General features: G+C 51.0%; 29 protein-coding genes and 1 tRNA gene. 11 read left to right on the top strand and 19 right to left on the bottom strand.

Annotation, left to right across the window (positions count from 1 at the left end; translation table 11 throughout):
- Positions 1-29 precede the first annotated feature (29 nt).
- A complete protein-coding gene (locus ACYJL1_RS07665; protein WP_460897778.1) occupies positions 30-1,058 on the bottom strand; it encodes an ABC transporter substrate-binding protein in 1,029 nt (342 codons plus the stop codon).
- 180 nt (positions 1,059-1,238) lie between these two features.
- Between ACYJL1_RS07665 and ACYJL1_RS07660 the strand changes: the two genes are divergently transcribed.
- Positions 1,239-2,255: a LacI family DNA-binding transcriptional regulator gene (locus tag ACYJL1_RS07660; protein ID WP_460897777.1), complete on the top strand. Its 1,017-nt coding sequence runs from the start codon at positions 1,239-1,241 to the stop codon at positions 2,253-2,255.
- On the opposite strand, the gene ACYJL1_RS07655 is transcribed toward ACYJL1_RS07660, so the two are convergent.
- Positions 2,248-2,922: a GGDEF domain-containing protein gene (locus ACYJL1_RS07655; RefSeq protein WP_460897776.1), complete on the bottom strand. Its 675-nt coding sequence runs from the start codon at positions 2,920-2,922 to the stop codon at positions 2,248-2,250. The genes ACYJL1_RS07660 and ACYJL1_RS07655 overlap by 8 nt on opposite strands.
- A gap of 21 nt (positions 2,923-2,943) precedes the next feature.
- Positions 2,944-3,450 (bottom strand): peptide deformylase, encoded by a 507-nt coding sequence (locus ACYJL1_RS07650; RefSeq protein WP_460897775.1) that lies wholly within the window; start codon positions 3,448-3,450, stop codon positions 2,944-2,946.
- 225 nt (positions 3,451-3,675) lie between these two features.
- Here ACYJL1_RS07650 and ACYJL1_RS07645 point away from each other — a divergent pair, with 225 nt between their 5' ends.
- On the top strand, positions 3,676-5,808 hold the full coding sequence (locus ACYJL1_RS07645; protein ID WP_460897774.1) for a sensor histidine kinase: 2,133 nt from the start codon (positions 3,676-3,678) through the stop codon (positions 5,806-5,808).
- Positions 5,809-6,392: 584 nt separating this feature from the next.
- On the opposite strand, the gene ACYJL1_RS07640 is transcribed toward ACYJL1_RS07645, so the two are convergent.
- Positions 6,393-6,614 (bottom strand): hypothetical protein, encoded by a 222-nt coding sequence (locus ACYJL1_RS07640; protein WP_460897773.1) that lies wholly within the window; start codon positions 6,612-6,614, stop codon positions 6,393-6,395.
- Positions 6,615-6,962: 348 nt separating this feature from the next.
- Here ACYJL1_RS07640 and ACYJL1_RS07635 point away from each other — a divergent pair, with 348 nt between their 5' ends.
- The gene (locus ACYJL1_RS07635; RefSeq protein WP_460897772.1) at positions 6,963-7,100 is read left to right on the top strand and encodes a hypothetical protein; all 138 of its coding nucleotides are present in this window, start codon (positions 6,963-6,965) and stop codon (positions 7,098-7,100) included.
- Between the two features lie 178 nt (positions 7,101-7,278).
- A complete protein-coding gene (locus ACYJL1_RS07630) occupies positions 7,279-7,482 on the top strand; it encodes a hypothetical protein (protein ID WP_460897771.1) in 204 nt (67 codons plus the stop codon).
- A gap of 43 nt (positions 7,483-7,525) precedes the next feature.
- On the opposite strand, the gene ACYJL1_RS07625 is transcribed toward ACYJL1_RS07630, so the two are convergent.
- From ACYJL1_RS07625 to ACYJL1_RS07615, 3 genes are all read right to left on the bottom strand, one after another.
- Positions 7,526-7,720 (bottom strand): hypothetical protein, encoded by a 195-nt coding sequence (locus ACYJL1_RS07625; protein WP_460897770.1) that lies wholly within the window; start codon positions 7,718-7,720, stop codon positions 7,526-7,528.
- A gap of 39 nt (positions 7,721-7,759) precedes the next feature.
- Positions 7,760-8,095, bottom strand: a complete 336-nt coding sequence (locus ACYJL1_RS07620; protein WP_460897769.1) for a hypothetical protein — start codon at positions 8,093-8,095, stop codon at positions 7,760-7,762.
- 347 nt (positions 8,096-8,442) lie between these two features.
- Complete coding sequence (locus ACYJL1_RS07615) at positions 8,443-8,916, bottom strand: VOC family protein (protein ID WP_460897967.1); 474 nt, start codon at positions 8,914-8,916, stop codon at positions 8,443-8,445.
- Between the two features lie 200 nt (positions 8,917-9,116).
- On the opposite strand from ACYJL1_RS07615, the gene ACYJL1_RS07610 reads away from it, so the two are divergent.
- The 4 genes from ACYJL1_RS07610 to ACYJL1_RS07595 all read left to right on the top strand — a co-directional run bounded on the left by ACYJL1_RS07610 (position 9,117) and on the right by ACYJL1_RS07595 (position 11,909).
- Entirely contained in the window at positions 9,117-9,500 is a 384-nt protein-coding gene (locus tag ACYJL1_RS07610; RefSeq protein ID WP_460897768.1) for a VOC family protein, read from the top strand.
- Between the two features lie 304 nt (positions 9,501-9,804).
- Positions 9,805-10,188 carry a DUF6152 family protein gene (locus tag ACYJL1_RS07605; protein WP_460897767.1) on the top strand — a complete coding sequence of 128 codons (384 nt, stop codon included), beginning with the start codon at positions 9,805-9,807 and terminating at the stop codon, positions 10,186-10,188.
- Positions 10,185-10,661: a DUF6644 family protein gene (locus ACYJL1_RS07600; protein ID WP_460897766.1), complete on the top strand. Its 477-nt coding sequence runs from the start codon at positions 10,185-10,187 to the stop codon at positions 10,659-10,661. The genes ACYJL1_RS07605 and ACYJL1_RS07600 overlap by 4 nt, the downstream gene beginning before the upstream one ends.
- A gap of 423 nt (positions 10,662-11,084) precedes the next feature.
- Positions 11,085-11,909, top strand: coding sequence for a nickel-binding protein (locus ACYJL1_RS07595; protein WP_460897765.1), 825 nt, complete (start codon positions 11,085-11,087; stop codon positions 11,907-11,909).
- Between the two features lie 74 nt (positions 11,910-11,983).
- Here ACYJL1_RS07595 and ACYJL1_RS07590 read toward each other — a convergent pair.
- Together ACYJL1_RS07590 and ACYJL1_RS07585 are read right to left on the bottom strand one after the other, a co-directional pair.
- A tRNA-Ile gene (locus ACYJL1_RS07590) sits at positions 11,984-12,060 on the bottom strand.
- Between the two features lie 98 nt (positions 12,061-12,158).
- Complete coding sequence (locus ACYJL1_RS07585; RefSeq protein WP_460897764.1) at positions 12,159-13,211, bottom strand: sugar-binding transcriptional regulator; 1,053 nt, start codon at positions 13,209-13,211, stop codon at positions 12,159-12,161.
- 230 nt (positions 13,212-13,441) lie between these two features.
- On the opposite strand from ACYJL1_RS07585, the gene ACYJL1_RS07580 reads away from it, so the two are divergent.
- Positions 13,442-14,086 carry a hypothetical protein gene (locus tag ACYJL1_RS07580; RefSeq protein ID WP_460897763.1) on the top strand — a complete coding sequence of 215 codons (645 nt, stop codon included), beginning with the start codon at positions 13,442-13,444 and terminating at the stop codon, positions 14,084-14,086.
- Here ACYJL1_RS07580 and ptsP read toward each other — a convergent pair.
- Genes ptsP through ACYJL1_RS07555 form a run of 5 tightly spaced genes read right to left on the bottom strand, consistent with a single transcriptional unit; the run spans position 14,083 to position 18,760 of the window.
- On the bottom strand, positions 14,083-16,041 hold the full coding sequence (gene ptsP, locus ACYJL1_RS07575) for a phosphoenolpyruvate--protein phosphotransferase (protein ID WP_460897762.1): 1,959 nt from the start codon (positions 16,039-16,041) through the stop codon (positions 14,083-14,085). The genes ACYJL1_RS07580 and ptsP overlap by 4 nt on opposite strands.
- A 37-nt stretch (positions 16,042-16,078) precedes the next feature.
- Positions 16,079-16,456, bottom strand: coding sequence for a PTS glucitol/sorbitol transporter subunit IIA (locus ACYJL1_RS07570; RefSeq protein WP_460897761.1), 378 nt, complete (start codon positions 16,454-16,456; stop codon positions 16,079-16,081).
- A gap of 29 nt (positions 16,457-16,485) precedes the next feature.
- Positions 16,486-17,508, bottom strand: coding sequence for a PTS glucitol/sorbitol transporter subunit IIB (gene srlE / locus ACYJL1_RS07565; RefSeq protein ID WP_460897760.1), 1,023 nt, complete (start codon positions 17,506-17,508; stop codon positions 16,486-16,488).
- Positions 17,509-17,526: 18 nt separating this feature from the next.
- Positions 17,527-18,285 (bottom strand): PTS glucitol/sorbitol transporter subunit IIC, encoded by a 759-nt coding sequence (srlA, locus tag ACYJL1_RS07560; RefSeq protein ID WP_460897759.1) that lies wholly within the window; start codon positions 18,283-18,285, stop codon positions 17,527-17,529.
- A gap of 40 nt (positions 18,286-18,325) precedes the next feature.
- On the bottom strand, positions 18,326-18,760 hold the full coding sequence (locus tag ACYJL1_RS07555) for a transcriptional regulator GutM (RefSeq protein ID WP_460897758.1): 435 nt from the start codon (positions 18,758-18,760) through the stop codon (positions 18,326-18,328).
- A 199-nt stretch (positions 18,761-18,959) separates the two neighbouring features.
- On the opposite strand from ACYJL1_RS07555, the gene ACYJL1_RS07550 reads away from it, so the two are divergent.
- Positions 18,960-19,598 (top strand): hypothetical protein, encoded by a 639-nt coding sequence (locus ACYJL1_RS07550; RefSeq protein WP_460897757.1) that lies wholly within the window; start codon positions 18,960-18,962, stop codon positions 19,596-19,598.
- Here ACYJL1_RS07550 and ACYJL1_RS07545 read toward each other — a convergent pair.
- The 4 genes from ACYJL1_RS07545 to ACYJL1_RS07530 form a co-directional block, all read right to left on the bottom strand.
- A complete protein-coding gene (locus tag ACYJL1_RS07545) occupies positions 19,579-20,898 on the bottom strand; it encodes an acetoin dehydrogenase dihydrolipoyllysine-residue acetyltransferase subunit (RefSeq protein ID WP_460897756.1) in 1,320 nt (439 codons plus the stop codon). The two genes, ACYJL1_RS07550 and ACYJL1_RS07545, sit on opposite strands and share 20 nt — an antisense overlap.
- 3 nt (positions 20,899-20,901) lie before the next feature.
- Positions 20,902-21,900, bottom strand: coding sequence for an alpha-ketoacid dehydrogenase subunit beta (locus tag ACYJL1_RS07540; protein WP_460897755.1), 999 nt, complete (start codon positions 21,898-21,900; stop codon positions 20,902-20,904).
- A gap of 4 nt (positions 21,901-21,904) precedes the next feature.
- Positions 21,905-22,936 (bottom strand): thiamine pyrophosphate-dependent dehydrogenase E1 component subunit alpha, encoded by a 1,032-nt coding sequence (locus ACYJL1_RS07535; RefSeq protein WP_460897754.1) that lies wholly within the window; start codon positions 22,934-22,936, stop codon positions 21,905-21,907.
- 183 nt (positions 22,937-23,119) lie between these two features.
- Positions 23,120-23,413, bottom strand: coding sequence for a hypothetical protein (locus ACYJL1_RS07530; protein ID WP_460897753.1), 294 nt, complete (start codon positions 23,411-23,413; stop codon positions 23,120-23,122).
- 143 nt (positions 23,414-23,556) lie between these two features.
- Between ACYJL1_RS07530 and ACYJL1_RS07525 the strand changes: the two genes are divergently transcribed.
- Positions 23,557-24,285: an SIMPL domain-containing protein gene (locus tag ACYJL1_RS07525; protein ID WP_460897752.1), complete on the top strand. Its 729-nt coding sequence runs from the start codon at positions 23,557-23,559 to the stop codon at positions 24,283-24,285.
- A gap of 498 nt (positions 24,286-24,783) precedes the next feature.
- Here the strand turns inward: ACYJL1_RS07525 and ACYJL1_RS07520 are convergent, their stop codons facing one another.
- On the bottom strand, positions 24,784-25,236 hold the full coding sequence (locus tag ACYJL1_RS07520; protein WP_460897751.1) for a YcgN family cysteine cluster protein: 453 nt from the start codon (positions 25,234-25,236) through the stop codon (positions 24,784-24,786).

Below are 25,236 nucleotides of genomic sequence, written 5' to 3'. Positions count from 1 at the left end.
ATTCGGGCATGCTCCAGATTATTTGACAATCAATTGGCACTGGCGCCGATTTCCTTGTCCCAACGCTCAAGCAACTCTTTGCGCTTGGCAGGATCACCATAGGTCTTGAAGTCGTAGTCAATAAGCTTGATATCTTCAAACCTCGGAGCTTCCGGCGGAATAGTTGCAGTCTTGTTCGATGGCAATTGGAAGGATTTTGCATCCTTCATACGAGATTGAACTTCACCACTCAGAGCCCAGTCATACCACTGCTTGGCTTCATCAAGATTACGAGCTCCCTTGATGATCGACATTGAGCCTATTTCATAACCGGTCCCTTCGCATGGCGCGACTGCCTTAACGGGGAAACCTTCCGATGTCTGCGCCACCGCATCATGCATAAACACGATACCAAGCGCAGTCTCGCCACGCGCCGCAGCTTTTACCGGCGCCGAACCCGATTTGGTGTACTGCGATACATTCGCATTTAGCTCTTTCAAATATTCGTATGCCTTGTCTTCTCCCATAATTTGCACGAGAGATGCCAAAGCCGTATAAGCGGTGCCCGAGGAATTGGGGTTCGCCATCTGGATTTCCCCCTTATAGGCAGGATCGACCAGATCAGCCCAGCATTTGGCTTCCTTGAGACCCTTCTTCTTCACGATTTCCGTGTTGTATCCCCAGCCCAGCGCGCCAGCGTAGACACCTACTGTTTTGTAACCTGCGCTTTCGGCCTGTTTTTTGGCCCAATCCTGCAACTGGTCCAGCAATGGCGATTTATACTCCTGCGTCAGGCCTTCAGATGCTGCTTGAAGATGAGGATCGCCGGTGCCCGCCCACCAGATATCGGTTTTGGGATTGCGTGCTTCCGCGCGGATTTTGGCATAGGTCTCGCCGGACGAGAGTCTCACCATGTTCACGGAGATTCCCTTCTCCTTTTCAAACAGGCCCTTCATCATTTCACAGATGACAACATCGGCAGAGCAGATCAAATTGAGACTTCCGGCGGCCTTCGCTTCTCCAGGTATCACCTGAAAGCCAAAGGCAAAAGCAGCAGCTATTGCGAACACTGATCGCATGGTTATTCCTCCCTGAATAATACGGCACCTCCATGCCGCACGCATTTTGCAAGCGTGTGCAAAAGTTTCACATGCCAAGTCCCATTGTCAAGTAACGAACTTGATTACGGCTAATAAATTTGCGTATAAATGCACTTTCAGTATACGCAAGCGCGTGCAAGTTGTGCAAAGGAGGACTGATTGAGCAAGTCATTTGTCAGCGCCAATGACGTCGCGCGACACGCAGGTGTATCGCGGTCAGCAGTTTCACGTGCATTTACGCCAGGTGCAAGTGTCTCCGAAGATACGCGCAAACGCGTTATGAACTCGGCTCAAATTCTCGGATACCACGTCAATCAGCTCGCGCGAGGCCTTATGCGCAGCGAAAGCGGCATTGTCTGTCTCGTCGTGTCTGAAATGGACACACCATATCGCGCGAGGCTTGTTCGAGCTCTCTCCTATGAGCTGCAAAAAGCCGGAAAGATATCAATGCTCATCAACACTGATCGCTCAGATGGCGGCGTTGATGCAGCGTTGCGACAAACATTGAACTATCGCGCTGATGCATCCATACTGCTCTCCGGTCTTCCTGACAAAGCGATCACAAAACTATGCCTCGACAGTGGGCAGAGGATTGTACTGATCAATCGCGACGATGACATCAGCGGGCCCTTTCACATCAATCTCGATGATCATCAGGCGGCTAAAATAGCCGTAAGCGCCTTTCTGCGCGCGGGCTGCCGTTCACTAGCGTTTGTCAACTCAGAGGTGGGAACGCCAAGCCTGATGGCCCGCGAGAAGGGCTTCTTGGCTGCCGCAGCAAACTTTGGTCTTGATGCGACAACAACACGCCATGGCAATACCGTTTATGAGAGCGGCAGGTGTGCCGCGCATACCCTTCTAACCAGTTTAAATCGACCGGATGCAGTTTTTTGCGTCAATGACTTGATGGCGCTCGGATTTATGGATAGCGCCAGGCAAGACTTTGGCATTCGCATACCAGAAGATCTATGCCTGATCGGCTTTGACAACATTGAGCAGGCCGGATGGTCATCCTATGAGTTGACCACCTTTGCTCAACCGATAGATCAAATTGTTGAGGCAAGTTTGTTCTGGCTCGGTGATGCCCCTGACGATCAAAACGTTAAATCCCAGACCTTCAATGCACCGCTCGTTTGGCGAAAGACAATTCGAGGAAACCACCAGCCAATTAGCTAAACGCTCCCCAAAGACTAACTCTTCCACGTCCATTGCGCTTGGACTGGTAGAGCGCAGTATCCGCCAGATTGAGAAGATCGTCCGGTCCAGCTATTGCCGCTTTATTGTCCTCAGCAAGTATTGCTATACCCAGGCTGATAGATACCAATCCGCTCGAACTAGCTTCATGCTTGATATTCAATGCAGTGACGGAATCAAGCATCTGGGTTGCGATTTTCATCACGTCATATTCGGGAACGCCGAATAAGAGCGCAGCGAATTCCTCCCCACCAAAACGTGCAAGCGATCCGCCTGTCTGTTTTACAACCTTGTTCAAGTTACGAGCGACCTGCATAAGACAACCGTCGCCTGCGAGGTGTCCGTAGAAATCATTATAAGTTTTGAAGTGGTCAATATCGACCATTATCACAGCAAGATTTTTGCGAGCCTCGTGAGCCTGTCCAAATGCTTGCCTAAGAAGATAATTAAACTTTCGCCTGTTAGGCAAATTGGTGAGATGATCCCGTTCAGAGAGGTTTTTTAGCTTACGGTTGGCAGCTAAAAGCTTTTCTTCGAGCTTCATCCTTAACTCGACAGTATTTGAAAGTTGCTCTTCAATACGCTTTTGCATGCTGATATCGACGCTGGTGGTCATGGCGGTAAATGAATTGTCTTGAATCAAACTCAAACTGACTCAGCGAGCAGCGGATCAATCCATTATACTACTTCGAATCTTCTCGAAGCGCTTTACAATTCGATCACGTCTTAACTTGGATAGTCGGTAAATCCAGAAAATCCCATCGAGCTGATCGATCTCGTGTTGCAAGCAAACAGCCAGAAGACCATCTGCAGCCTGTGTTTTCTCCAATCCAGACAGATCCTGATAACGCACCCGGACTGCAGCAGGTCGTTCTATGGACTCCATGACACCCGGCATTGATATGCTTCCTTCATCATGCCGTGCCATTTCACTGGAGGACCATTCAACTGTAGGATTGACATAAATTGACGGTTCTGCCCCTCCGGGAACCTCAATTGCAATAACGCGTTCCAGCACGCCGATATGAGGTGCAGCAATACCAATTCCAGGTGCCGCTCGCATTGTCTGTAAAAGATCATTCGCCAATTCCTGCAAATGATTGTCGAACGCCTTCACAGGGTGAGCGATTGCTCTTAAACCAGCATCGGGGAACGTCAAAATCCTTCTTCTTGTCAACGCAATTCTCCATTAGGCAGACAGGCAGAGCGTGTCGTGAAATAACCTTTCTCACTGCGGTAGAGCAATGTCGCAGAAGAAGCTTGCTTTACAAGTTAAGCTGGGAGCAATAATCGAAACGTCTATCTTGTCGCTCTGGCTGATTGAGCGGCGCAAAGAGGCTGATGAATGCCGGGCAGCAAAAACACAATAAAACACCAAGTGTTACCCAAGGGTGCGTTAGGTATGACGCTCCTGGTCTTGGCGACCACTATCGTGTCCTTTGTTGTCATGATGGGTATAACAGGAATTTCGCCCACAAAAACTGTTACACAGATCATCATAGCGGCGAACGCGGTATCCATCTTCATTTTGATCTATTTGTCCTATGCAACATTAAGAAAACTGATTTTCTTCAAGAGCAAAGAGAAAAACCGCGACCTACATACCAGTATCACAATTGTTTTTGCGTTGATTGCCTCAATCCCGTCAATCATAGTTGCTTGTTTTTCGCTCATAGTTCTCGATAACAGATTGAATTCTTGGATTAATCCCGAGAATAATCAGATTATCGACATGTCTATCAAGGCTGCGCAGTCTTATACGGAAGACAATGCCCAGAGCCTTTTATCCACAACGTTGTCGATGGTAATCGAGCTTGACCAGCGGAGGCTTCTTTACAATCTCGACAGGGGTGCTTTTTCGGATTGGCTTACATACGATGCCGACCGCAATAATCTGCTGGGCGCCTCTCTGGTCAAATCCAACGGAGAAGTAGTCGTTAGCGCACGATTGTTCAACGACCTGACATTACCGGCAGTTCCACTCAAAGCGATCAGCGGTGCGGCTGGTGATCGTCCTGTCTTGATTCCGCCAGGAGCAACCAATCTTGTCGGGGCCGTTATTAAAACCCAGGCACTGCCCGATCTTTATCTCTACACAATTCGCTCCGTAGATGCATCTGCCCTCAACAATATGCGTGTTATGAACGATAATAATACGGAGTATCAGTTACTTGCCAGCAACAGATCTAATACACAAATTGCCTATGCACTCCTCTACACCGAACTGACCTTGTTGCTTTTGCTGACAGCGGTCTGGACAGGTATTGCGGTCGCCAATCGCGTCGTGCAACCGATCCGCGCGCTGATTGGCGCTGCAGAAGAGGTAGCAACCGGCAATTTTGATATCTCTGTGCCTGTAAAGGGCTCCGACGGCGACATTGGAGCCTTGTCACAAACATTCAACAACATGGTTGGACAGCTAAAAACCCAGCACCATGATCTTACGTCTGCCAAAGACGAAATCGACGAGCGAAGGCGTTTTACTGAGGCGGTGCTGTCGGGCGTGACCGCAGGTGTTATCAGCGTCAACGCAAATGGCGAAATAGCAGGCTTGAACCGCCCTGCTGAAAGCATGCTTGATATCAATGTAACTGATGCACTTGGCCAGCAGCTCACCTCGGTATTTCCAGAGATCAGCGAAATCTTTGCTCTGGCCGGTATCAATGATCGATCATCGCACCGTAGACAGATCAGTATTGCACGCAATGGCGTTGCCCGCTCGCTGAACGTTCAAATAACGCGCGAGGATGCTGATGACAGAAACGCCTCTTATGTCGTTACCGTCGATGACATTACTGATCTCGTAGCCGCCCACCGTTCATCTGCTTGGGCCGATGTGGCCCGTCGTATCGCACATGAAATCAAAAACCCGCTTACTCCAATCCAATTGTCTGCCGAACGCATCCGCCGTCGCTATGGCAGGGTTATTGTTGAAGACCGCGCAATTTTTGATCAATGTACAGACACTATTATTCGTCAAGTTGGTGATATTGGTCGCATGGTCGATGAGTTTTCGGACTTTGCGCGAATGCCAAAACCGCAATTCGCCACAACAAACGTGGTAGACGTACTGAAGGATGCTTCATTTCTGGTTGAAATTAGCAACAATCGCATCACATTCGAACATGATTTCAGCGACGAGCCGCTTTTGGGTAATTTCGACAATCGCTTGCTTGGCCAAGCCTTCGGAAACATTCTCAAGAACGCGTCTGAATCAATCGATGGAACGCTTGAGCAGGGCATTATTGATCAGGGGCATATCCTTGTCCGTGCAAAAGGGTCTGGCACCTCAATCTTGGTCGAAGTGCTGGACAACGGAAAGGGACTGCCAACAGAAAACCGCCATCAATTGCTTGAGCCTTACGTCACGACGCGAGAAAAAGGTACCGGCCTAGGGCTGGCAATCGTCAACAAGATTATCGAAGATCATGGCGGTCATTTGGAAATGCTTGACGCACCAACAGATTTCCACGGCGGACGCGGCGCATTAATGCGGATGGTCTTTCCCAGACTCATCGAAACCTCTGCGGCATGACCAACGCATCGCCATATTCCCTAGCGCACATCAGAATGTGATGATGCTTGTACCCGGCAAAAATTGAACAAGATTGATTAAATTGCTATAATACAACCATTCCATTAATGAAGTGCGAAACAAACATTCGCAATCGGATGGAGAAAAGGATCACGACATCGCTCAACGACATTGGCGCAAGTCAAGACAGTTACGTGATTATTGAGAACGCACTGATTTGGTCAGTCACTCTCAGGAGGAGTCGATAAGATGCGGCACACAAAGCACAATGGTGATATTTCCAATTGGATGACATGCTGTATGATTCTGTTCGGTGCGCTGGCAGTCATGGCCGTGCTGCTTGCTGTTTAGGCATGAGAGTAAATATCCCTTCGTAATGAGGATATGAAATTACCTGTACCCGCTAAGCGTTGCGTTTGGCCTATTGCCTAGCTCTTACCTGCCTGTTTGCCGCCGGTCATGCACAGTCGAGTTCGCAAGAAATCTGCCGTCGCGCTGATAGTCGCTTTGAGGCCAGGCGCGCGCCATCTGCAACGCGTTAGGTACCGATTAAAGTGATCAGAATTTGACTGACTTACCAAATTTCAGGTGGGGGTGTGCACGCGCCCCGAATTCCATAAGACGACCTCCTGCCTGCCGTCTCTATACACCACTGTTAGTGACGCCTCCGAACTGGAAATAACTTTCGCATGCGCCCACTCATCATCATTAGGGAAACCTGATACCACCTCATGCTTGAGAATTTTCACATCATCCCCTTCTTTTAGAGAAGCTCTGTATTTCGAAACAAGATCTGGCTGTTCCATGATCAATCCTCCCAGTTACTACAACCTTTTCCTAAGCCAAGGGTTGCAGTGTGTGTTTGAGGGAACTTCTTCCTCGCAGGAGTCGTTTCCCCACTTATGGAGGTAATTCCGTCGACGAAATACATGGCTCGCCAAGTTGGCATGAGGTCTACCGTACAGATCATATAACCAACAGAGTTCAATGTGACGGCATGGATACCGAAGCTTGATACCGCCAAGCACACGTTCTTGAAATCATATGACAGTTAGATTACCGCCTGCGTACGGCGTCCACTGAAACCGACTAAAAGTAAAGCGGCGCAACAAAGTGCCGGTAAAAATTGGCACGAGGTAGAAAAGGAGACGGATATGACAACAAGAATAGCTTGGTTTTGTGCTGCAGTTGCCGTCATTGCAATTGCAACCTTTATCATCATAAACCCGCTTGAAAACCGCACGACCGGGCAGCAACCATCACCGCATGCGCTGGATCAATCGGGGCAATAACAACTCAAGCTCGTACTTAATCGCATATCATGAGAGGCAGCAGAGGCACGTCCCGGTCAATTGCCGCATCCATTGGCTGCTACCCGAATCTTTAAGATAGACCGCAAGTCGCAAGCGTTTCCATCTTGTCTTCCATTCAGCAACACGGTTAGATCGCTTTTTTACAAGGGGACGAGCCATGATTGCAGCTTATATCGACGAGTTGATTATGTTTTGCGCCGGATTATGGATGACAGCTGTGGGTTTTCGCTATCTTCCTTTTCCAACTCCCAGCCAAGGCGCCAAGAACGCGTGGCTTGCAAGCCTCGTACCTCATTTCAAATGGATGGGACCTTCATTGCTGGTAATCGCTGTCGTTCTGGCAATCGCCTCACCGGCTTAGCGAAGTTCTCAATTGGCAGAAGCTCGACGACGCCTGTGTGACGCTACTTATTTGGCGCCTGTCGATCACGCTCGTTCTCTTTTGCATTTGATTTGAACGTAGCGTCACCATCTTCTTTATCGGATAGAATTCGTGGATTGGCACTCACAATCCCATCGTTTCTCCCACCATGCTGAGTCTTCACAAACTGCCCTTTGGCATCTTTTTCAGGATCGTTCTTGTCCGTTTTCTCTGTCAACGCAATGTTCCTTTCCAAGCCTTCACCAGTTATGCAGCTTCACTGAGGCGTATCGTTTGAGGGATTGACCTGAGTGCTCCCTCCAGATCCGGTCTGCGGTCTTGCATTTTCAGCGGGCGCATTGGAGGTTGGTTGGTCACCAGACGGAGGTGTTGCCTGATCAAAAGCTTTGTTCTGGCCGGCTGCGGGATTTTCTTGCTCAGTTACGGTTGCGTTGTCGTCAGTGCTTTCGCCAAACAACTCGGCCCCACCCCATGCAATCAAAGTAAGAAGCAGTCCGCTCACCAATACAAGCAATATCGGTTTACCCAATGAACCTTGCCTGGCCTCTGTGCCAGTTCTCTTCACGTCGTTCGATGGGCGCTGGTCAGTCATTGCTACCTCCTTCCATTTGGAAGGTGAACCAGCGAAAACGGTTATGGTTCCGAGGCACGACAATATGTTGCATAATCATGCCATGAATGTGGGTATCTGATGCTCTACTTCGTTGCGTTGATGCACAGGCCTTCGAAGGATTTGCGCGAAAGGCAGAAATACTCGAAGATACCGCTTCGGTGCTCGCTTGGATCATGAAAGCCAAGCCAGACGGTGGCCTTATAACTGTTTGAATATATCCAGGGACCGCCTCAAACAGCGGGAGCTGGTAGTCCCATCAGCCCGTCCTGAGACCACGGACCTCGATCCGTAAAGACCGACACCAAGTTTCTGCGCGTGGATCATTCTCAGCCGCGGCGTGCAGCCTCGATTGCAGCAACGTCAATTTTCTTCATATCCATCATCGCTTCAAATGCACGTTTCGCTTCATCGCCTCCAACGAACAGAGCTTCAGTAAGCACCCGCGGCGTGATTTGCCATGAAACGCCCCATTTGTCCTTGCACCATCCGCAGGCACTTTCTTGACCGCTATTGCCGACAATTGCGTTCCAATAGCGATCTGTCTCCTCCTGATCATCAGTAGCAATTTGAAACGAGAAAGCCTCATTATGCTTGAATGCGGGGCCACCATTGAGACCAAGACAAGGTATTCCTGCAACAGTGAACTCCACCGTCAGCACATCTCCCTTGCTACCGGAGGGAAAGTCACCGGGAGCATGGTGAATGGCCGTAACGAAGCTGTCGGGGAAAATCTCTGCGTAAAAGCGGGCTGCGACCTCAGCGTCCTTGTCGTACCAAATGCATATTGTGTTCTTGGCGATTGGCATCACTTATCCTCCTGTTCAAGACTATACTGCATTCTGTGCAGCAGCTGATCAACCGACAAAAGAAGTGGAACACACGCGCATGCTGGTGGACTATCATGACAGCAAAAAGAGACTTGCGGGATTAAGGCGCTGCTTGCGTACAAGCAGGGATCGCATATCATCCCTAAAACTCGAAATGATGGAAGGATAGCGGAGTGTTCAGTCACATTGCTGTTGGTTCAAATGACCTTGCCAAATCTCAGACATTCTATGATGCCCTGTTTGCTGCAATGGGTGGCGACAGCGGAAAAATGGATGAGAAAGGGCGCCTCGTTTACATTAAGGAGGGGCGGGCATTCATTGTCACTCTTCCTATAGACGGAAACACGGCATGCCACGCCAATGGCGGTACAATTGGCTTTACAATGACATCGCCTGAAATGGCGATTGCCTGGCACGATGCTGGTGTGAAGAATGGAGGAACATCCATCGAGGAGCCGCCAGGGGTCCGCCACATATGGGGAAGGCAGTTCCACATTGCTTATCTTCGTGATCCAGATGGCAATAAACTATGCGCTTCTCACACAGTTCAGCCATAACGAATCCCATATGTGCAACTTATTCAGAGTATCCACTGGCTTTGACGCGGTCCGCAACCTCTTCAATGGCATTGGATTCCTTGCGCTTGCTGAAAATATAGCGCAGTCGGTCAATATCCATTTATCGGCATTATTGAAGAAGCGTGATGTCTGAATACCACTGCCCAAGCCTCAATATCCTGCCCATATGGAAGCAGCTGCTGCGCAACTGATCGGACCAACTCCTCACTCAAGAGTGATGACGCATATGCGGCCTGATGTGTTTTGATCCTGTTGCGACCATATCCGCAAGGAGGAGATCACGATGTTCAATGCGAAACATATTGCGGGCGCAGGACTTCTGGCGTTGTGTTCCGCAACGGTGGCCATGGCCCATCACGGCTGGTCCTGGGCGGAAGGCGAGCAGACCATGCTGACCGGCATCATCCGCACGGTCTCGTTAGCTCCGCCCCATCCTTCACTTTCCGTGGATGCCAATGGCGAGAGCTGGCAGATCGATCTCGGCAATCCGCGCCAGACGGAACGCTCCGGCTTTCGCGAAGGTGCCGCCAAGCCCGGGGATGAAGTCATCGTTCTCGGCAACCGGTCCCTGGACAAGAATGAGAAACGTATGAAGGCCGTCCGCATCACCATCTCGGGCAAGAATTACGACATGTACCCGGATCGCATAAAAACGACCGAGGAATGATCTGGCCCGCTCTCGAATGGCTTGGACAGACGCCGCTTGCACTGGTGCTCGCCCGCAATTCCACGCTCTACATGTTGGTCAACGCGGCTCATATTCTCTCGATCTCTGTGCTCGTCGGAGCAATCCTGCCGCTTGATCTGCGTCTTGTCGGCCTGTTCCGGCAGCTGCCGCTGGCACATATGGGGCCATTCCTTGCCGGCTTTGCTGCGGCAGGCGCCGTGTGCGCCATATTGACAGGCTTCATGCTCTTCAGTGTGCGACCGGTCGTCTATGCTCAGAATCCGGCCTTCCTGGCGAAGCTCTGCATCCTCGCTATTGGAGTAATCAACGCCGTGGCGCTCCATGCGGGCAAGGGCTGGCGCGCCGCGATACGGGATGGAGAGATTCCGATGATGGTCCGCGCCAGTGCCCTCATCTCTCTGATCGCCTGGCCATCAGCAATCGTCGCGGGCCGCTGGATCGGCTTCCTGTGAACCGATCCAGCGGCTGGCGTCAAGCTTAGGAGGAAGTACAGCTTTGGCTTTACGGGCCGACGGGACTAGCTGGTACTGCGGAGAGGATACGAGCGAAGGCAGGAACAACGCTGGAGGGTAAATGATCGATAAGGATGCGAAAAAAGCTCTTATGAAAAAACTGGAAAACTTAGGAAGCCGAGAATGCAATCAAGCTGTTTCCATTGGAAGACGCTCAGTTGGATCGGTTTTCTCCGAACTATATGACTTGATGTCGGAAGTGAGCTGCTCACACGACCAACGCCATGCTCACAGCGTAATAGCCAATATGCGGTTGTCACCAGAGCAATCACGCGCATTGCTTGATTGGTGCAATGGTAACGATCGATTGCCCCAAATTCCGATAGGGTATACACTTCTTGGAGACTGGGAAGGGGAAAGACGATGGCCATATTTATGGATCGTCATGATCTCAAAGGATTTAGCGCCGCAGACGTTGCCGAGGCACATCGGAAGGATCTCGAAGTCCAGGACGACTATGGGGTGAAGTTCCTGACCTACTGGTTTGACCACCAGCGAGGCACTGCGTTTTGCCTGGTAGATGCACCAGACAAAGAAACCGCTCAGTGCGTCCATCGCGTGGCGCATGGCAGTGTAGCCGGCGAGGTTGTCGAGGTAGCCCTTTCCGCCGTAGAGGCTTTCCTTGGCCGGATCCAAGATCCCGAACCTCTTGCAGGAAAATCACAAAATAAAGAATGCGCCCATCGCGCGATCATGTTTACAGATATAGTGGGCTCGACAGAAATGACCGCCCGCCTCGGCGACCGCATGGGCACGGAACTCGTCAGGGCACACGATTCCGTAGTCCGAAAATGCTTGAAAGAGTACAGCGGGAGCGAGGTGAAACACACCGGCGACGGCATAATGGCGTCCTTCGTGTCCACTACGCAGGCCGTTGATTGCGCCACCGCCATTCATCAAGGGTTCCAGCGATACAACCGAGGTAACGCCGAGCCTATACACATTCGGATCGGCATTGATTGCGGAGAACCCGTCGAGGACAGTAACGATCTTTTTGGCACAACAGTTCAGCTAGCTGCCCGCTTATGCTCGGCAGCCTCGACTGATCATATTCTCGTTTCGGAGAGTGTATTCCGGGATCAGCACAGCAGCGCTACCTTTACGGAAACCGCACCAATGCAATTGAAGGGATTCTCTGCGCCGATACCTGCGTTCGAATGCACGTGGGCTGGATCAGTTGGGAACTGAGAGCGCTGTTCTCCTGTCCCGTGGGACGTACCGAAAGCGGCGTTCTCAAGCAACGGCCTTGGTCTGACAGGGGATGGTGGGCCCGGAGGGACTCGAACCCCCAACCAAGCGGTTATGAGCCGCCGGCTCTAACCAATTGAGCTACAGGCCCCACCTGAGGCAGCGTTGCAAGAAACGCAAGCCGTGCGGGGATCAATAACGGGAAAAATCCCGAATGCAATCCCCGACTTGCCAAACAGTCCAATTACCTCAACTTTTTCTGACAGAAGCTTCTGCCCGCACCGTTTCATTATCAGCGAGTGCAAGCAATTGTCTGGCGCTTTCTTCGTCGGTGATGAATACAGTTGGTCGAATGAGTTTCATAGCACCGTAGAGCGCAGTGATCTTTTCCCGCCCTCCCGATGTGAGAACACGCACGGGAACTCTCTGTATGGTGTCTATACCGACAGACATGACAAGATCATGAACCGGGTGATCGACAAGATTTCCTTGCGTGTCATAAAAATGGAACAAAAGGTCGCCAACCGCACCTCTTTCAGCCAATGAGGCTTGATGCCCTTCATTGAGAAATCCGATACGATATGGTGTGCTTGATGCTGTCTCGATGGCACCCACGCTGAGCAGCACCATGTCCAGATCTTCTGCCATTTCGAAAACGCTTTTTAACCCGCACCGCTCGATCAGTGCAGTACGGGTTTCGATGCTATCCACCATTGCCGGAGCTGGAATAAGATAGCCCTCGCCTTGAAAAAGCTGGGCGAACTGCCATGCAAATTCAGCAGGATTGAACCGGCGCGGTTGACTGATTCCCCCCAAAAGCGAAATGACTGTAAAATCTTCAAGCGCCCGGGCCTCGATAAATGAGAGCGTGCTGAGCAGTGTGCGGCCCCAGCCGACACCGACGCGCATGCCATTGCTGACTACATCTGATAGATATGCGCCAGTCGCAGCACTAATGGCAGGTATTGGATCGCTTTCCGCTTGAGATAAAGGCGCAATAATCACTTTGTCCAAACCGAATCGCTGTTCTAACTCACGCTCCAACGCGATCAGATCAGAAAGATAACCCTGAATGCCGATTTTGACCTCGTTGCGCGCCCGCGCTTCTGCCAGCATTCGCACAATTGTTACTCGCCCAACACCGAGGACTTCAGCAATCTCGTTCTGCGTCATCTGTTCGATGTAATACATCCATGCAGCACGCATGCGCATCCGGCTGATTTTCGTGTCAGGCTGGCCAACATCTAATGCAGCTTTTTTTTGGTTGCCAGCACCACTCAGTCGCTTGCGTCGATCAGTCAATCATCTCCCCCCTATGCCTGCGCGGACAAATCGTCTGCGTGGTCATTATTATACAACCCCACCATAATATTATTTAGCAAGCCACGAAAAAAAGATACAAAGCCTTATCCACTTTCCTGCATGGGATTGCCAGTATGTTACGGGACATTCAAAACGACTTCGTCATCAATCTGAAAGACAGGCTCCGAGATGTTCGCCATCTCATAAGAGCCAGTCGGTATGATGCAGCATTGACACCTCATGAACTGCCCGAATTCATGCTGGATAAGGTCGTTCGGGTGTTGGATAAAGCCCTTACGTCAGTGGAAACAGTGTCCATTTCACTTATTTCACAAAATCCGGCTGCTCATTCCGGCGCTTCCGAGGCCCACAGCTTGGCCACTTATTTCTGTGGGAATCGTGATACTGGCGAAACGTTATTCTGCCGCGACATGTATTACCTGACAAAATATCTTCTCAAGGCGCTCCATGAACCCAATGCGCTTGTTCATGAAGCGGGGTTCGCATCTGTCCATGCCACGATGATTCGTCGGCATGCTGCTTTGCTGGCAGCAACAACAGGCGGTGATCAGAAGGCCATAGCCACGGCGTGCGCCGCATTGGCTATCGAGTTGCAGTCGCGGTACCGGAGCACGGCACTGTTCACGCAGCACGCGCCTGATCAAACGAAATCGTTTTTGTGCTTCTCTGCTGTCGCATTGGCAATAGGTTTGGCGACATATTCAAATCATAAATCCGGCGGCGAAAAGCTGGTAGAAACCACTCTCTTGGCCCTGCAAGCGCGTCCCGAAAAGTTCGAACAGGCTATAACCGGACGCGATAGGCTCCACACACTATCCGACCTATTCGCTTTTTTAATACCGCATCTGCCCTAATTCAGTTGAGTCATGTCTCGCACGCATTTTTTGGCCCTTTGAATTGACGCGGGGCTCATGCTGAGTTCGGTCAATCCCATTTGAATGAAAGTCGGGATAAGATCAGGGCGAGCCGCAGCTTCACCGCACATACCCACCATTATTCCTGCTTGAACACCGGCAGAAGTCGTCATCTTGATGGCGGTCATAACTGCGGGATGCGTTACGTCATTTAACTTGGCAACCGTTGGATTGAGCCGGTCCGCAGCCATAATATATTGGGTCAGGTCATTCGTTCCTATGGAGAAGAATGCGACTTCACGTGCAAGTGCCGGAGCAATCAATACAGCGGCTGGCGTCTCGATCATAACCCCCAAATCGAACGACGCATATTCGTGACCTTCTGCTTTCAGTTCAGAGACGCACTCAGCGATGAGCGCTCGTGTTGCACGCACTTCATCAATGCTTGAAACCATCGGCAACATGACTTTGATACTTCCCTTGGCAGAAGCGCGCAAAAGCGCGCGCAACTGAGGTTTAAATACATCGGGCCGATCAAGGCACATGCGAATTCCACGCCATCCCAAAAACGGATTGTCCTCGTCAGGAAAATCAATGCCTGAAATGGCCTTGTCTCCGCCTATATCAAGCGTGCGGACAATAACTGGATAAGGTGCAAAAGCGGTTGCAAGCGCCGCATAGGTTTCTGTCTGAAAATCTTCCGATGGCAGGTGCATGTGACGCATGAACAAAAGCTCTGTCCGAAAAAGTCCGACACCCATTGCACCGGCTTCCTGCGCAGCCTCGATTTCCTCAAGCGACCCTATGTTGGCTGCGACTTCAATAATCGTCCCGTCTGTACGTTTGGGAATAAAATCTTTGAATGCAGTGAGTGCCTGTTTTTCAGTTGCCGCTTCTGCGATTTTTCTTTCAAATCTTGCGACGATATTCTGATCCGGATCAACGAATACCTCACCGCTGTGACCGTCAATTGCAACGGTACCAATATTCTTTAGACGCTGCACATTCGATCCAAGCCCAAGCACAGCAGGAATACCATGGGCACGCGCAATAATGGCTACATGCGATGTGGCCCCTCCGCGACCGCATACAATACCCGTAATGCGTTTGAGAGGCGCACGCGCCAAGTCCCAGGCTCCAATATCTTCGGCAATCAGGATTGAGCCCTCTGGAATTGCATCCAGATTGACATCGTTCTGTCCAAGCAAAGCCAAGCAAATCTGGCGTCCGACGGCGTTTATATCGTCAGCACGCGCATTCAAATAAGGGTCATCAAGAGCTGCAAAATCCGAGGCAATTCTGGATGTCGTGCCAATCACAGCCGATACTGCATCCATCCCACTTTCAACAAGCTTTGTAGCGCCGTCAACGAGATCTTCATCGCAGGCAATATCCTTCAGCGCCGCAATGATCCCTCTATCACTCGTAGCGAGGGCATCAAGCTCAAGCGATGCATTCATGCGATCCTGCACTGTTGCAAAAGCCTGCCTCAATCGAACGAGTTCTGCTGGAATGGCGTCTTTCGCAATAGCCCGGTTTTCCTGATCAATGACAGCCGGGAAAAAACAAAATGCCTGTCCAATCGCCATGCCTTCACTTGCCGCAACTCCTCGCAACTGACCGTACGACATGGTGCTATTCGCAACTGTCGTGACCTCGGCGGATTCTGGGGATTTTCCCCCATTGATTTCAAACGTACCTGAGAGGGGATTTTCGAGAAAACCAATAAGGGCCTCGACAGCCTCAGCCGCATCGGCTCCAGTAGCGCGAACCGTTACCTCTTCATTTTCTTTGACGCCAAGCAGCATCAGCTTCACGGAGCTTTTTGCGTTGATCGACTTGTCGACCTTGATCAATTCGATATCGCACTCGAAACCCTTGGCAAGGTTCACAAATCGAGTGGCTGGCCGCGCATGCAATCCATCATGCACCCGGACGATAGTCGAGCGTTCCATTCAATTCTCTCTTCGGTATTCGATGTATTTCCAGCAATCAACCGATGGTAATCACGGTTCCGACTTTCAGCGCCGATATAAGCTTGTCGGCCGATATTTCAGCAGCGCAAATTTCCCCTGGTCGCTCCACCTTGCTGGCACCATTAAAAGTAATGACAACGTGACCAATTTCCTTGACCTTTTGCCATGCATAATCACCCATTCCGGTAATCTTGGCCGAAATGTCGCCGATCTGAATAACTGACCCGACAGGAGGACTTGAATCAGAAGGATCAACCTCTGAAAGATGGAGAACGGAAACCTCGGCCAGTTCAGGAGGGGCGCCTTCGGCAAAAAGAATGACGACGCCTCCTTCCGCGAGATCCGCCACTTCAGGCCCGACGGCTGTTATCCGTGTTTTGAATTGGACTGACATAATAGCGAACCTCTATCTCTTCTTTTGGTTTAAAATACGATCAGGCTGACAACCCAGGCGATCAGCACAGATACGGGGCCCATGATCTGGCGGCTTATCAGAACAGCGGGTACACCAATTTCAATCGTCTTTGGTTTGGCTTCACCCAATGCCAAGCCAACCGGCACGAAGTCGCAGCCAACTTGCGTATTATAAGCAAAGAGCGCCGGCAGAGCCATCGCAGGCGATATTGTCCCATTGGCGATCTGCGGACCGATGATTGCAACCCCGATAACCTGCGCGATCACAGCGCCCGGCCCCAATATTGGTGACAGAAATGGCAAACCGCAAATCGCAGAAAGTATCAGCAACCCAACAATATTGTTGGCAAGAGGCCCCATCGGTTGCGCCAATACATCACCGATGCCGGTGTACAGAATGAAACCGATAAGCATCGTAACGAACGCCATGAAAGGCAGAACATTGCGAACAACCTGATCGATGGTCCGGCGACCGGCATTGAAGAAAATACCAACAACGCGGCCCATTACACGACCAACAGCGCTGATCAGACCGATAAGACCGCCTTCACTTGCCTGTCCTGCGTCAGAAGCACGCAAGGAAGCAGCAAGCTCGGCAGGGGTTGGCGGCGCAGACCGCGATGAGGAACTGCCGGCAACCGCGCTTGGCTGCGATCCGTCGGCAAGCACGATATCGCTTTCCTTCACACCCGAAACATAGATATCTTCTGTGATAAACTGTGCCAAAGGGCCCGCTTGCCCAACCGACGTCAGATTCACTGTCGGAATGCGCTTGCGAGGGTAAACGCCGCAACGCGCCGTACCACCGCAATCGACAACAACGACACCCATTTCACCCTCAACAGGCGGAGCCTTGAAACCATCAACGGCTTCACCACCGGTAAGTTCGGCAATGCGCCTTGCAACGGGATGAATACCACCTCCGGTAACGGAAACAACTTTGTTCCGCTCCGGTGTCAGCTGGATCACGAGTGGGCCTCCCCACCCATTCTTGCCGCGGGAAATTTTTACTGGCGTATAAGTTTTTGACATTGTCTGTTCCCCCCGGACTTAAAGCTCAATGCCCTGACGGCGTGCCATTATGGCTGTTATCCGCTCAGTCAACATGCCCTTCAGCAAGATAACGATCAGTCCGACAATCGCATACCAGATCGCGACATTGATGTGATAACCAGCAGGGACAGCACCCTTTTTTTCAAGTTCAAGGAGTGCAACCAGAATACCGCCCCAAACGAAGTACTCGCCAGGATTAATATGGGGAAACAGCCCGAGAGGCGGATGAACATAAGAAACAGCAGCGTCATAGAAGGCAGGCTTATGTTTTTCCTCAAGAAAGGAGCCGAATGTATAAGCCATTGGATTCGTAAGAAAGAACACCGAAAGCAGTGGCAGAATGGTATATCGCGTTAGCGCGATCCGTCCTGCACCACGTGCAATTCCGTGAACCCGCTCTTCTCCGACGAGTTCTGTCAGAGCATAGAATGCTGTCATCAGGACAACCAGAGTGGGAATGATACCCGTTACGAATCCGGCAAAAACCTCGCCACCCTTCTGGAAGATGCCGATAAAGTATTTACCGATACTCGTCAGCCAGCCAAGTTGCTCTTCTTGCTGTACATTCTGCAACTTTTGCTTGAATTCTTCGACGGAAATGTCGCCCGTTGACTGTGCAAGAATGAGAAGATCATTTCCTGCATGGTTTACTGCATGTTTGCCATGCAAGGCCGCATCCGAAACGATCGACCCGGCCGCCGATATATGGTGGGCGGCGATATCCGCATGCTGTGCCAAAATTGTTAGAATTGACATGTTTCCCTCCTCCTTTTGGTCACCCCCGAAGTGACCGTCCCTATGCGTTGACTGCTCTTATACCGGCAAGCCCCTTACTCTTCGGTTCAGCCTTTGCTCTATCGATCTGAGCTATCGCAACTTCTGTTGCTTTTGCGAGTGCGCGATCTTCCTCTGTCGTCATCAACGAACTCGTTCGCAAAGCATCAATCGACATGTTTTCGAATTCCGGACGCCGTTTAAACTTTGCAAATACAGAGCGGCCACTCATGACCAGAAATCGTTGAATCGCCAAATCTGCATTTGTTACGATCAGTACGATCATGCCTTTGCCAAGGCGACCGCGGACATTGCCGGCTCCAACAAAACCATCATTATATTTTGACGTGATCCCCTTCATGACATCAGTGTAGTGGCGCATCTGGTACCAGACACCAAGCGATTGCAAAGCCCACAAAAGACCGAGCGCGAGCAACCCCCATTGCCACATGACCATGCCAACTCTCCTCCCTGTTTCACCGTACGATGTGGTATGATTAGCCTATAACCTGAAAAACCGTCACCGGTTTTTGAAAAGGGAATGGCAATGATCGAAAATACCCAACAGTGAACAGAAAAAAATAGAACATTTGTTCTTTAAAGTGTCAATATGTATAATACACAAGTCAAAGCTAAACACAGTCAGGTGAACGGGAATGAGCTTTATTTTTAAGGATGAACTTGTTCGCATGCCAGACCTACGGCATCGGTTGCGTCAATTGCGCTGGTTTCGCATGGCTTTTCGAAAGAACGCTGCACTGGTGACCCAGCATTTTGGCTATCACTTTTTAATTGACGACACCAAATTGACACGAGCTTTTCTCAACTGGATCGAAACCGTCGAATTGCAAAAATCATATGCTGATATTGATCGAAAAGACTTCATTGTCTTCGCAGCAGGCATTGCACTTAAGGAATTGATTAAAGAGGGGCCCGCAAAGCTCACTGGAAAGGCGGGCGAGAGTGCCCTCTCACAATCGGAAATGCGCGAAATTGTGGCATTTTGGCCGGAGGGCTTTCTCTACACTAATTATTGTGTGGGTGCGATTGCTGCGATCTGCCAACAGGAGTTTGGCACAGCACCTGAAACCAGCAAATGCGCCGAGGATTTGCGGACGTGGTGGTCTTATCGCGAGAATGTTGCTGAGATACCCGATTATGCGATCGCATTTCTCGACAAATTCATCGGCATCGAGCCCAATTGGATCACACCAAATCTCGCATCTGCACGGAGCGCCATCCGGCGTGCCACACTTGATAACAGAACTATCAATCCTATTTTACCGACCGGCTGACTTCCTTCAATATCCGCATGACCACCTCGCGGCGCTCCAGTTGCGGCATGTGGCCGGTTTGAGCAAACAGGTGCAATGCGATCTCGCCGGGCAGACCAGCGACATGGCTTGCAGGAATGATACGGTCTGCGGCTCCGAAAATAACGCGGACCGGAATCGAGAGGCGGTTCAATGTCTGCCTTATGCTGAAGATCTGAGTACCATCTGCAAAGAAGCGTTCACTGATCAATCTTTGCGCTTCACGTAAGTCCTCACTCCCTGATTGCTGCAAAGTGGCTGCGATAAAGGATTTGGATAGAAGGCTCTCATCTTCGACCAGCTGCTTCATCCACGCAGTCAGGCTGGCTTCAGAGCGGGCACGTACGAAACCCGTGAGGAATGCACCGTTGATTTCCGGTCCTAGTCCAGCCGGCGCAATCAAGACCAGTGCTTGAACGTCCAAATTCCCGCGACCAGAAACCAGAGTAGCAATAGCCCCACCGAACGAATGCCCAACAAGTATGAGTGGCCCGGAATGTTGTTCGGTAATGGTTTGCTCGACCATTCCGGCAATCGCTTCAAGTTCACCGGGGATGGAACATGTGGATCCGCCATGACCAGGCAGATCGACGGCGAGAATTGGGTTATCAATATTGCCGCCGCCAAGCATCGGCCGCCAGCTGTTCATATCTGCGCCAAAGCCGTGAAGCAGGACAATCGGCGCGAGCGACTTGTCTTTGCCTTCTCGCAACCAGGCAGCCTTGAGCGTATCTCCATTGCTGACTTCTGTCCGGGTGGCTTTAGACCCGGCAGCAGGTGCCTTGCAGGTTTTCAGTTCAACGTCTTTCTTTTGCACCCGACCTTTTGGTCCGGAACCGGAGATAGAAGCCAGGTCGACACCTGCTTCGCGCGCAATACGCCTAGCCAGAGGAGTAGCGCGGACACCTTCATTCTCATATGGGGCAGAGGCCACGTTCGTAGGTTTAACCGGAACATCTTGCGATACGACCTCTGACTGCAGCTGCGGCACCGCAGTTTGCACTTCCGTTTCTACGGGAGCGATGGCCGCGTCATAGCTTTCATCCTCAGCATATATCCAGCCGACAGCTTGCCCTACAGGAACGGTGGATCCCTCCTGTGCCGTCACATTACGCAAAATACCCGATGCCGGCGCGTCGACTTCCATCGCTGCCTTGTCAGTCTCGATTTCAAAAAGCAATTGACCTTTTGTTATCGTATCCCCCTCCTTCGCATACCATCTGGAGATCTGGCCGCTTTCCATATCCATATCGACCTTTGGCAGGATAACTTCGACTGGCATAACCTATCGCACCCCTTTTACGAGATCGCGCGCGCTCTGGATAATTCCCGGCACTTGAGGAACCGTCGCCTTCTCCAAATCGGGATTATAAGGAATTGGAGTTTCTGCACCGCCAAGACGAACGATTGGCGCATCCAGATAGTCAAATGCTTCGCTCTCGGCAATCATGGCGCTCACTTCGGCACCCACACCAAGTGTCTTCACACCCTCATAGACGCACATGAGCTTCGACGTTTTCTTTACGCTGGCAATTATGGTGTCCTTATCCATCGGACGCACAGTTCGTAAATCGACGACTTCAACGCTGATGCCTTCTTTGGCTAATTCCTGGGCCGCCTCAAGCGCCTTGTGCACCATGATCGCTGACGCAACAATCGTTAGGTCAGTGCCTTCACGCACAACAGCCGCCTTGCCTATAGGGACAATGTAATGGCCCTCTGGAACTGGCCCCTTCATTTTGTAAAGAAGCTTATGTTCAAAGATCATGACGGGATCAGGATCCTCGATCGCAGCAAGCAGCATGCCCTTGGCATCATATGGAGTTGACGGTTGGATAACTTTCAACCCGGGGACATGACCAAACCATGCTTCGAGGCTTTGGCTGTGTTGTGCGGCCGCTCCTGTGCCGGAACCGGCAGGAAATCGCATAACCAGCGGAACTGAAACCGCACCGCCGAGCATATAGCGCATTTTCGCTGCCTGATTGACTATCTGTTCCATCGCCAACGCAGCAAAATCAGAAAACTGAAACTCGAATATGGGCCGCATACCCGTCAGAGCGGCGCCTACAGCAACGCCTGCCCCGCCCAGTTCCGAGATGGGCGTATCCATGACGCGATCTTCGCCGAAACGTTGCACCAGATCACCGGTGACCTGAAATGCACCGCCGTAGACGCCTATATCCTCTCCCATAAGAAACACCCGGTCATCAGCCTCCATAGCGACTGCCATCGCCTCCTGGATCGCCTGCGAATAGCTCAGTTCGCGCACTACTTCATTCATGAGATCAGTCCGTATATACGTCACGCGTGAGATTATTGAGGTCTGGTGATGGACTGTCTTTGGCAAATTCGATCGCGTCAGCGATCTCCTTTGCTACACTATCGCAAAGATCCGTGATCTGACTGTCGTCGAGGAACCCAAATTCTTTCAGCTGATCCTCAAACAGATGAATGGGATCGCGATTGCTGATCCACTCCTCGATTTCCTCTTTGGTGCGATAGCGGTTGCGGTCACTTTTCGAGTGCCCACGATGACGATATGTCTTGCACTCGATAAGTGTGGGCCCCTCGCCGCGGCGTGCACGCTCCACTGCATTGTGAGAGGCTTCGGCAACGTCTGAAAGGTTGTTACCATCAACAATTACACCCGGCATGCTGTAAGCGACCGCGCGGTCGGCCACATTGGCTACGGCAGTTGAACGTGCCGTAGAAGTAGACATGCCATAACCGTTATTTTCGCAGACGAAGACAACCGGCAGTTTCCATACCGAGGCCATGTTGAGAGCCTCATGAAAGGCACCTTCATTGTTTGCACCATCACCAAAATAGGAAACGACTATCTTGCCGTTCTTCTGTTTCTTGGCTGACAGTGCTGCGCCTACGGCTATAGGAATGCCTCCACCAACAATGCCATTTGCACCAAGATTGCCTTTGGAAACGTCCGCAATATGCATCGAACCGCCGCGGCCCTTGCAGTAGCCAGTTTCTTTACCAAAGAACTCAGCAAACATTTTTGAAACATCCGCGCCTTTGGCGATGCAATGACCATGCCCGCGATGCGTAGAGGTAATCATGTCATCTTCGGCTAGCGGCATGGATATGCCGACGGCGCTTGCCTCCTGACCGATTGAAAGGTGCATCGTACCGTGGATTAGCCCGCGCGTGTATGACTCCTCGGCGCCCTCTTCAAAGCGGCGTATCAGGTACATTTTGCGCAAGGCTTCCTTCAATTGATCTGGCGTGTAGTGCCGAAAAGCGAATGGAAGGTTGCTGCCGTCATCCTTGAGCTTGGCATTTGACGTACTGGCGGAAGCCATCTCGGCGCTCCTTGACTGATTGTCCAACTATGCTGCTGGCGCCCCGAAAGACATGATTGCAACTGCATTATCGAGTAATGAACATTTGTATCTTAGTCAACACCTATGTCCAAATCTCGAAGTTGGCACAAAAGCAAACGCCCGCTCATGTGGGTATTTTCTTTCTCAACAAGATGCTGCTCCTCAGTCGCCAAACCGATGCCCTTCGCGCTCCGGATCAATTGCAATCTCCGCTTCCTCCTCGTCATCCGGCAAGGCTGCATCACTTTCCTGATATGGATTATCATCGTCGTCTTCGGACAGATCACCAGCATCTTCGGACTCAATCTGGCGTTCACCCAATATTGCCAGTTCATCATCTGCCTGCACTTCCGTCATACCAACATCATCCAAATCCTGGATCTCGATTGGCGTCTTGGTGGGCTTTTCCTGCTTTTCGGACTGCGTGGCGCTATTTTTGTCTTTCTCGTCAGTCATAATGTACTCCTTTGGCTGTTCAGAAACGCTGAACCGCGCTTTTCGATGCATATTTTACATGCCGTAAGATTTTTTACTTTTTGCCCTAATCCACCCATAATGACCTGCGAGTCAGCAGCTTCACGTCATTTGGGGAGATATCCATGACATCAAAAATCCTGACCTTAGCCTTTGCAACAACTGCGATGATGGCAGTTCCCTTTGCTGCCCTCGCGGATGAAACTCCGCGCCCCCGCATCATCGTAACTGGCGAAGGCGAAGCTGCAGTTGCGCCTGACACTGCAGTTCTTTCGCTTGTCGTCATGGAGGAGAAGCCAACGGCACGGGAGGCGCTGACCGCCAATAATGAATCGATGACCAAGGTTCTTGATGGAATGAAGAAGGCCGGTATCGCTGATCGCGATCTTCAGACCTCCGGATTTAACATCGAACCGCGTTATGTTTATCCGGAAAACAAGGACGGCAAACAACCGCCTGAAGCACCAAAAATCGTTGGCTATGCAGTATCCAATTCACTTTCAGTCCGCGTCCGTGACTTGAAAAAGGTAGGAGAAATTCTGGATCAATCCGTATCGCTCGGCGTCAATCAGGGTGGTAATCTTACATTTACCAATGACAAACCTGATACGATACTTGAAGAGGCCCGCAAGAAAGCGGTCGCAAATGCAATTTCAAAGGCGAAGACTCTAAGTGCTGCTGCCGGAGTTGAACTTGGCAAAGTCGTGGAGATTACCGAGCAATCATACAATCCTGGCCCGATGCCTATGGCGCGAGGCAAGATGATGGCTATGGCCGCTGACTCAGTTCCTGTAGCAGCAGGCGAGAATAGCTATAATGTAACTGTTAATGTTACTTTTGAGCTCAAGAATTAATCGATCGTCACTTCCGGTAACAAAAAAGGGTGCCCAGGCACCCTTTTCACCTCAAAGCTGATTAGCGAACAATCGGACATCCTCTGGCTCTCGCAAAGACCACCGCAGTTCGATTGCCATATCTCCAACCAGTCACACGTAAAACGTTTCTTCGCACAGTTACCCTCGGGTTACGCAATCCCATGCGGCGGGCCTTGCTTGCTGCCTGCCTGACCGTGCAGGCGCGACGATATGCTGGACTCCAGTGGCCCCTTCTATGGTCCACTTTGACAATCTTCGATGAAGCAATTTCAGTATTCACAAGCGGTTGAGCAGATGGTGCAGCCGAAGCAACCCCTGCGCCCAGCACGGAAGAAATACCAATTATGGCGCCCAGCGCCAGCATTTTGATAGAATGACGAGCCATAGAAGCTTCTCCTGTCAGTACGTCCAGCCAAACCGGACAGACAATAAAGACCAAACCAGCCCTCTTTGTTCCCTGATCATACTATAAACAGTTCAATCGCCAGGCATTCTGATCATGTGTTCAAAATAATCTTCAGCAGATTTCAGATCGTGATCAAAGGCAGTGACTTGTCCGCGAACAGAGATACCCGCTTCATGAATTGTCTCACCGCTACCGGAAACTAATGGATGCCACCAATATAGATCCTTGCCCTCATCGACGAGCCGATAGCCACAGGTTTCAGGTAACCAGCTGACGCTTCTTACAATTTCGGGAGTAAGAAACACGCAGTCGGGCACCTTTTTCTTGCGGTGAACATAATCCGAGCATTGGCACGTCCCTGCATCAAGCAGCGTGCAGGCAACCGTCGTGAAGTAGATTTCTTCAGTATCTTCGTCTTCAAGTTTGTGGAGGCAACAACGACCACAACCATCGCAAAGGCTTTCCCATTCAGCGCGGTTAAGCTCATCAAGTGTTTTGGTTTTCCAGAACGGTTCGCTATGCAT

Source organism: Phyllobacterium sp. K27 (assembly GCF_054796155.1).
This window is presented reverse-complemented; position numbering and strand designations above follow the sequence as displayed.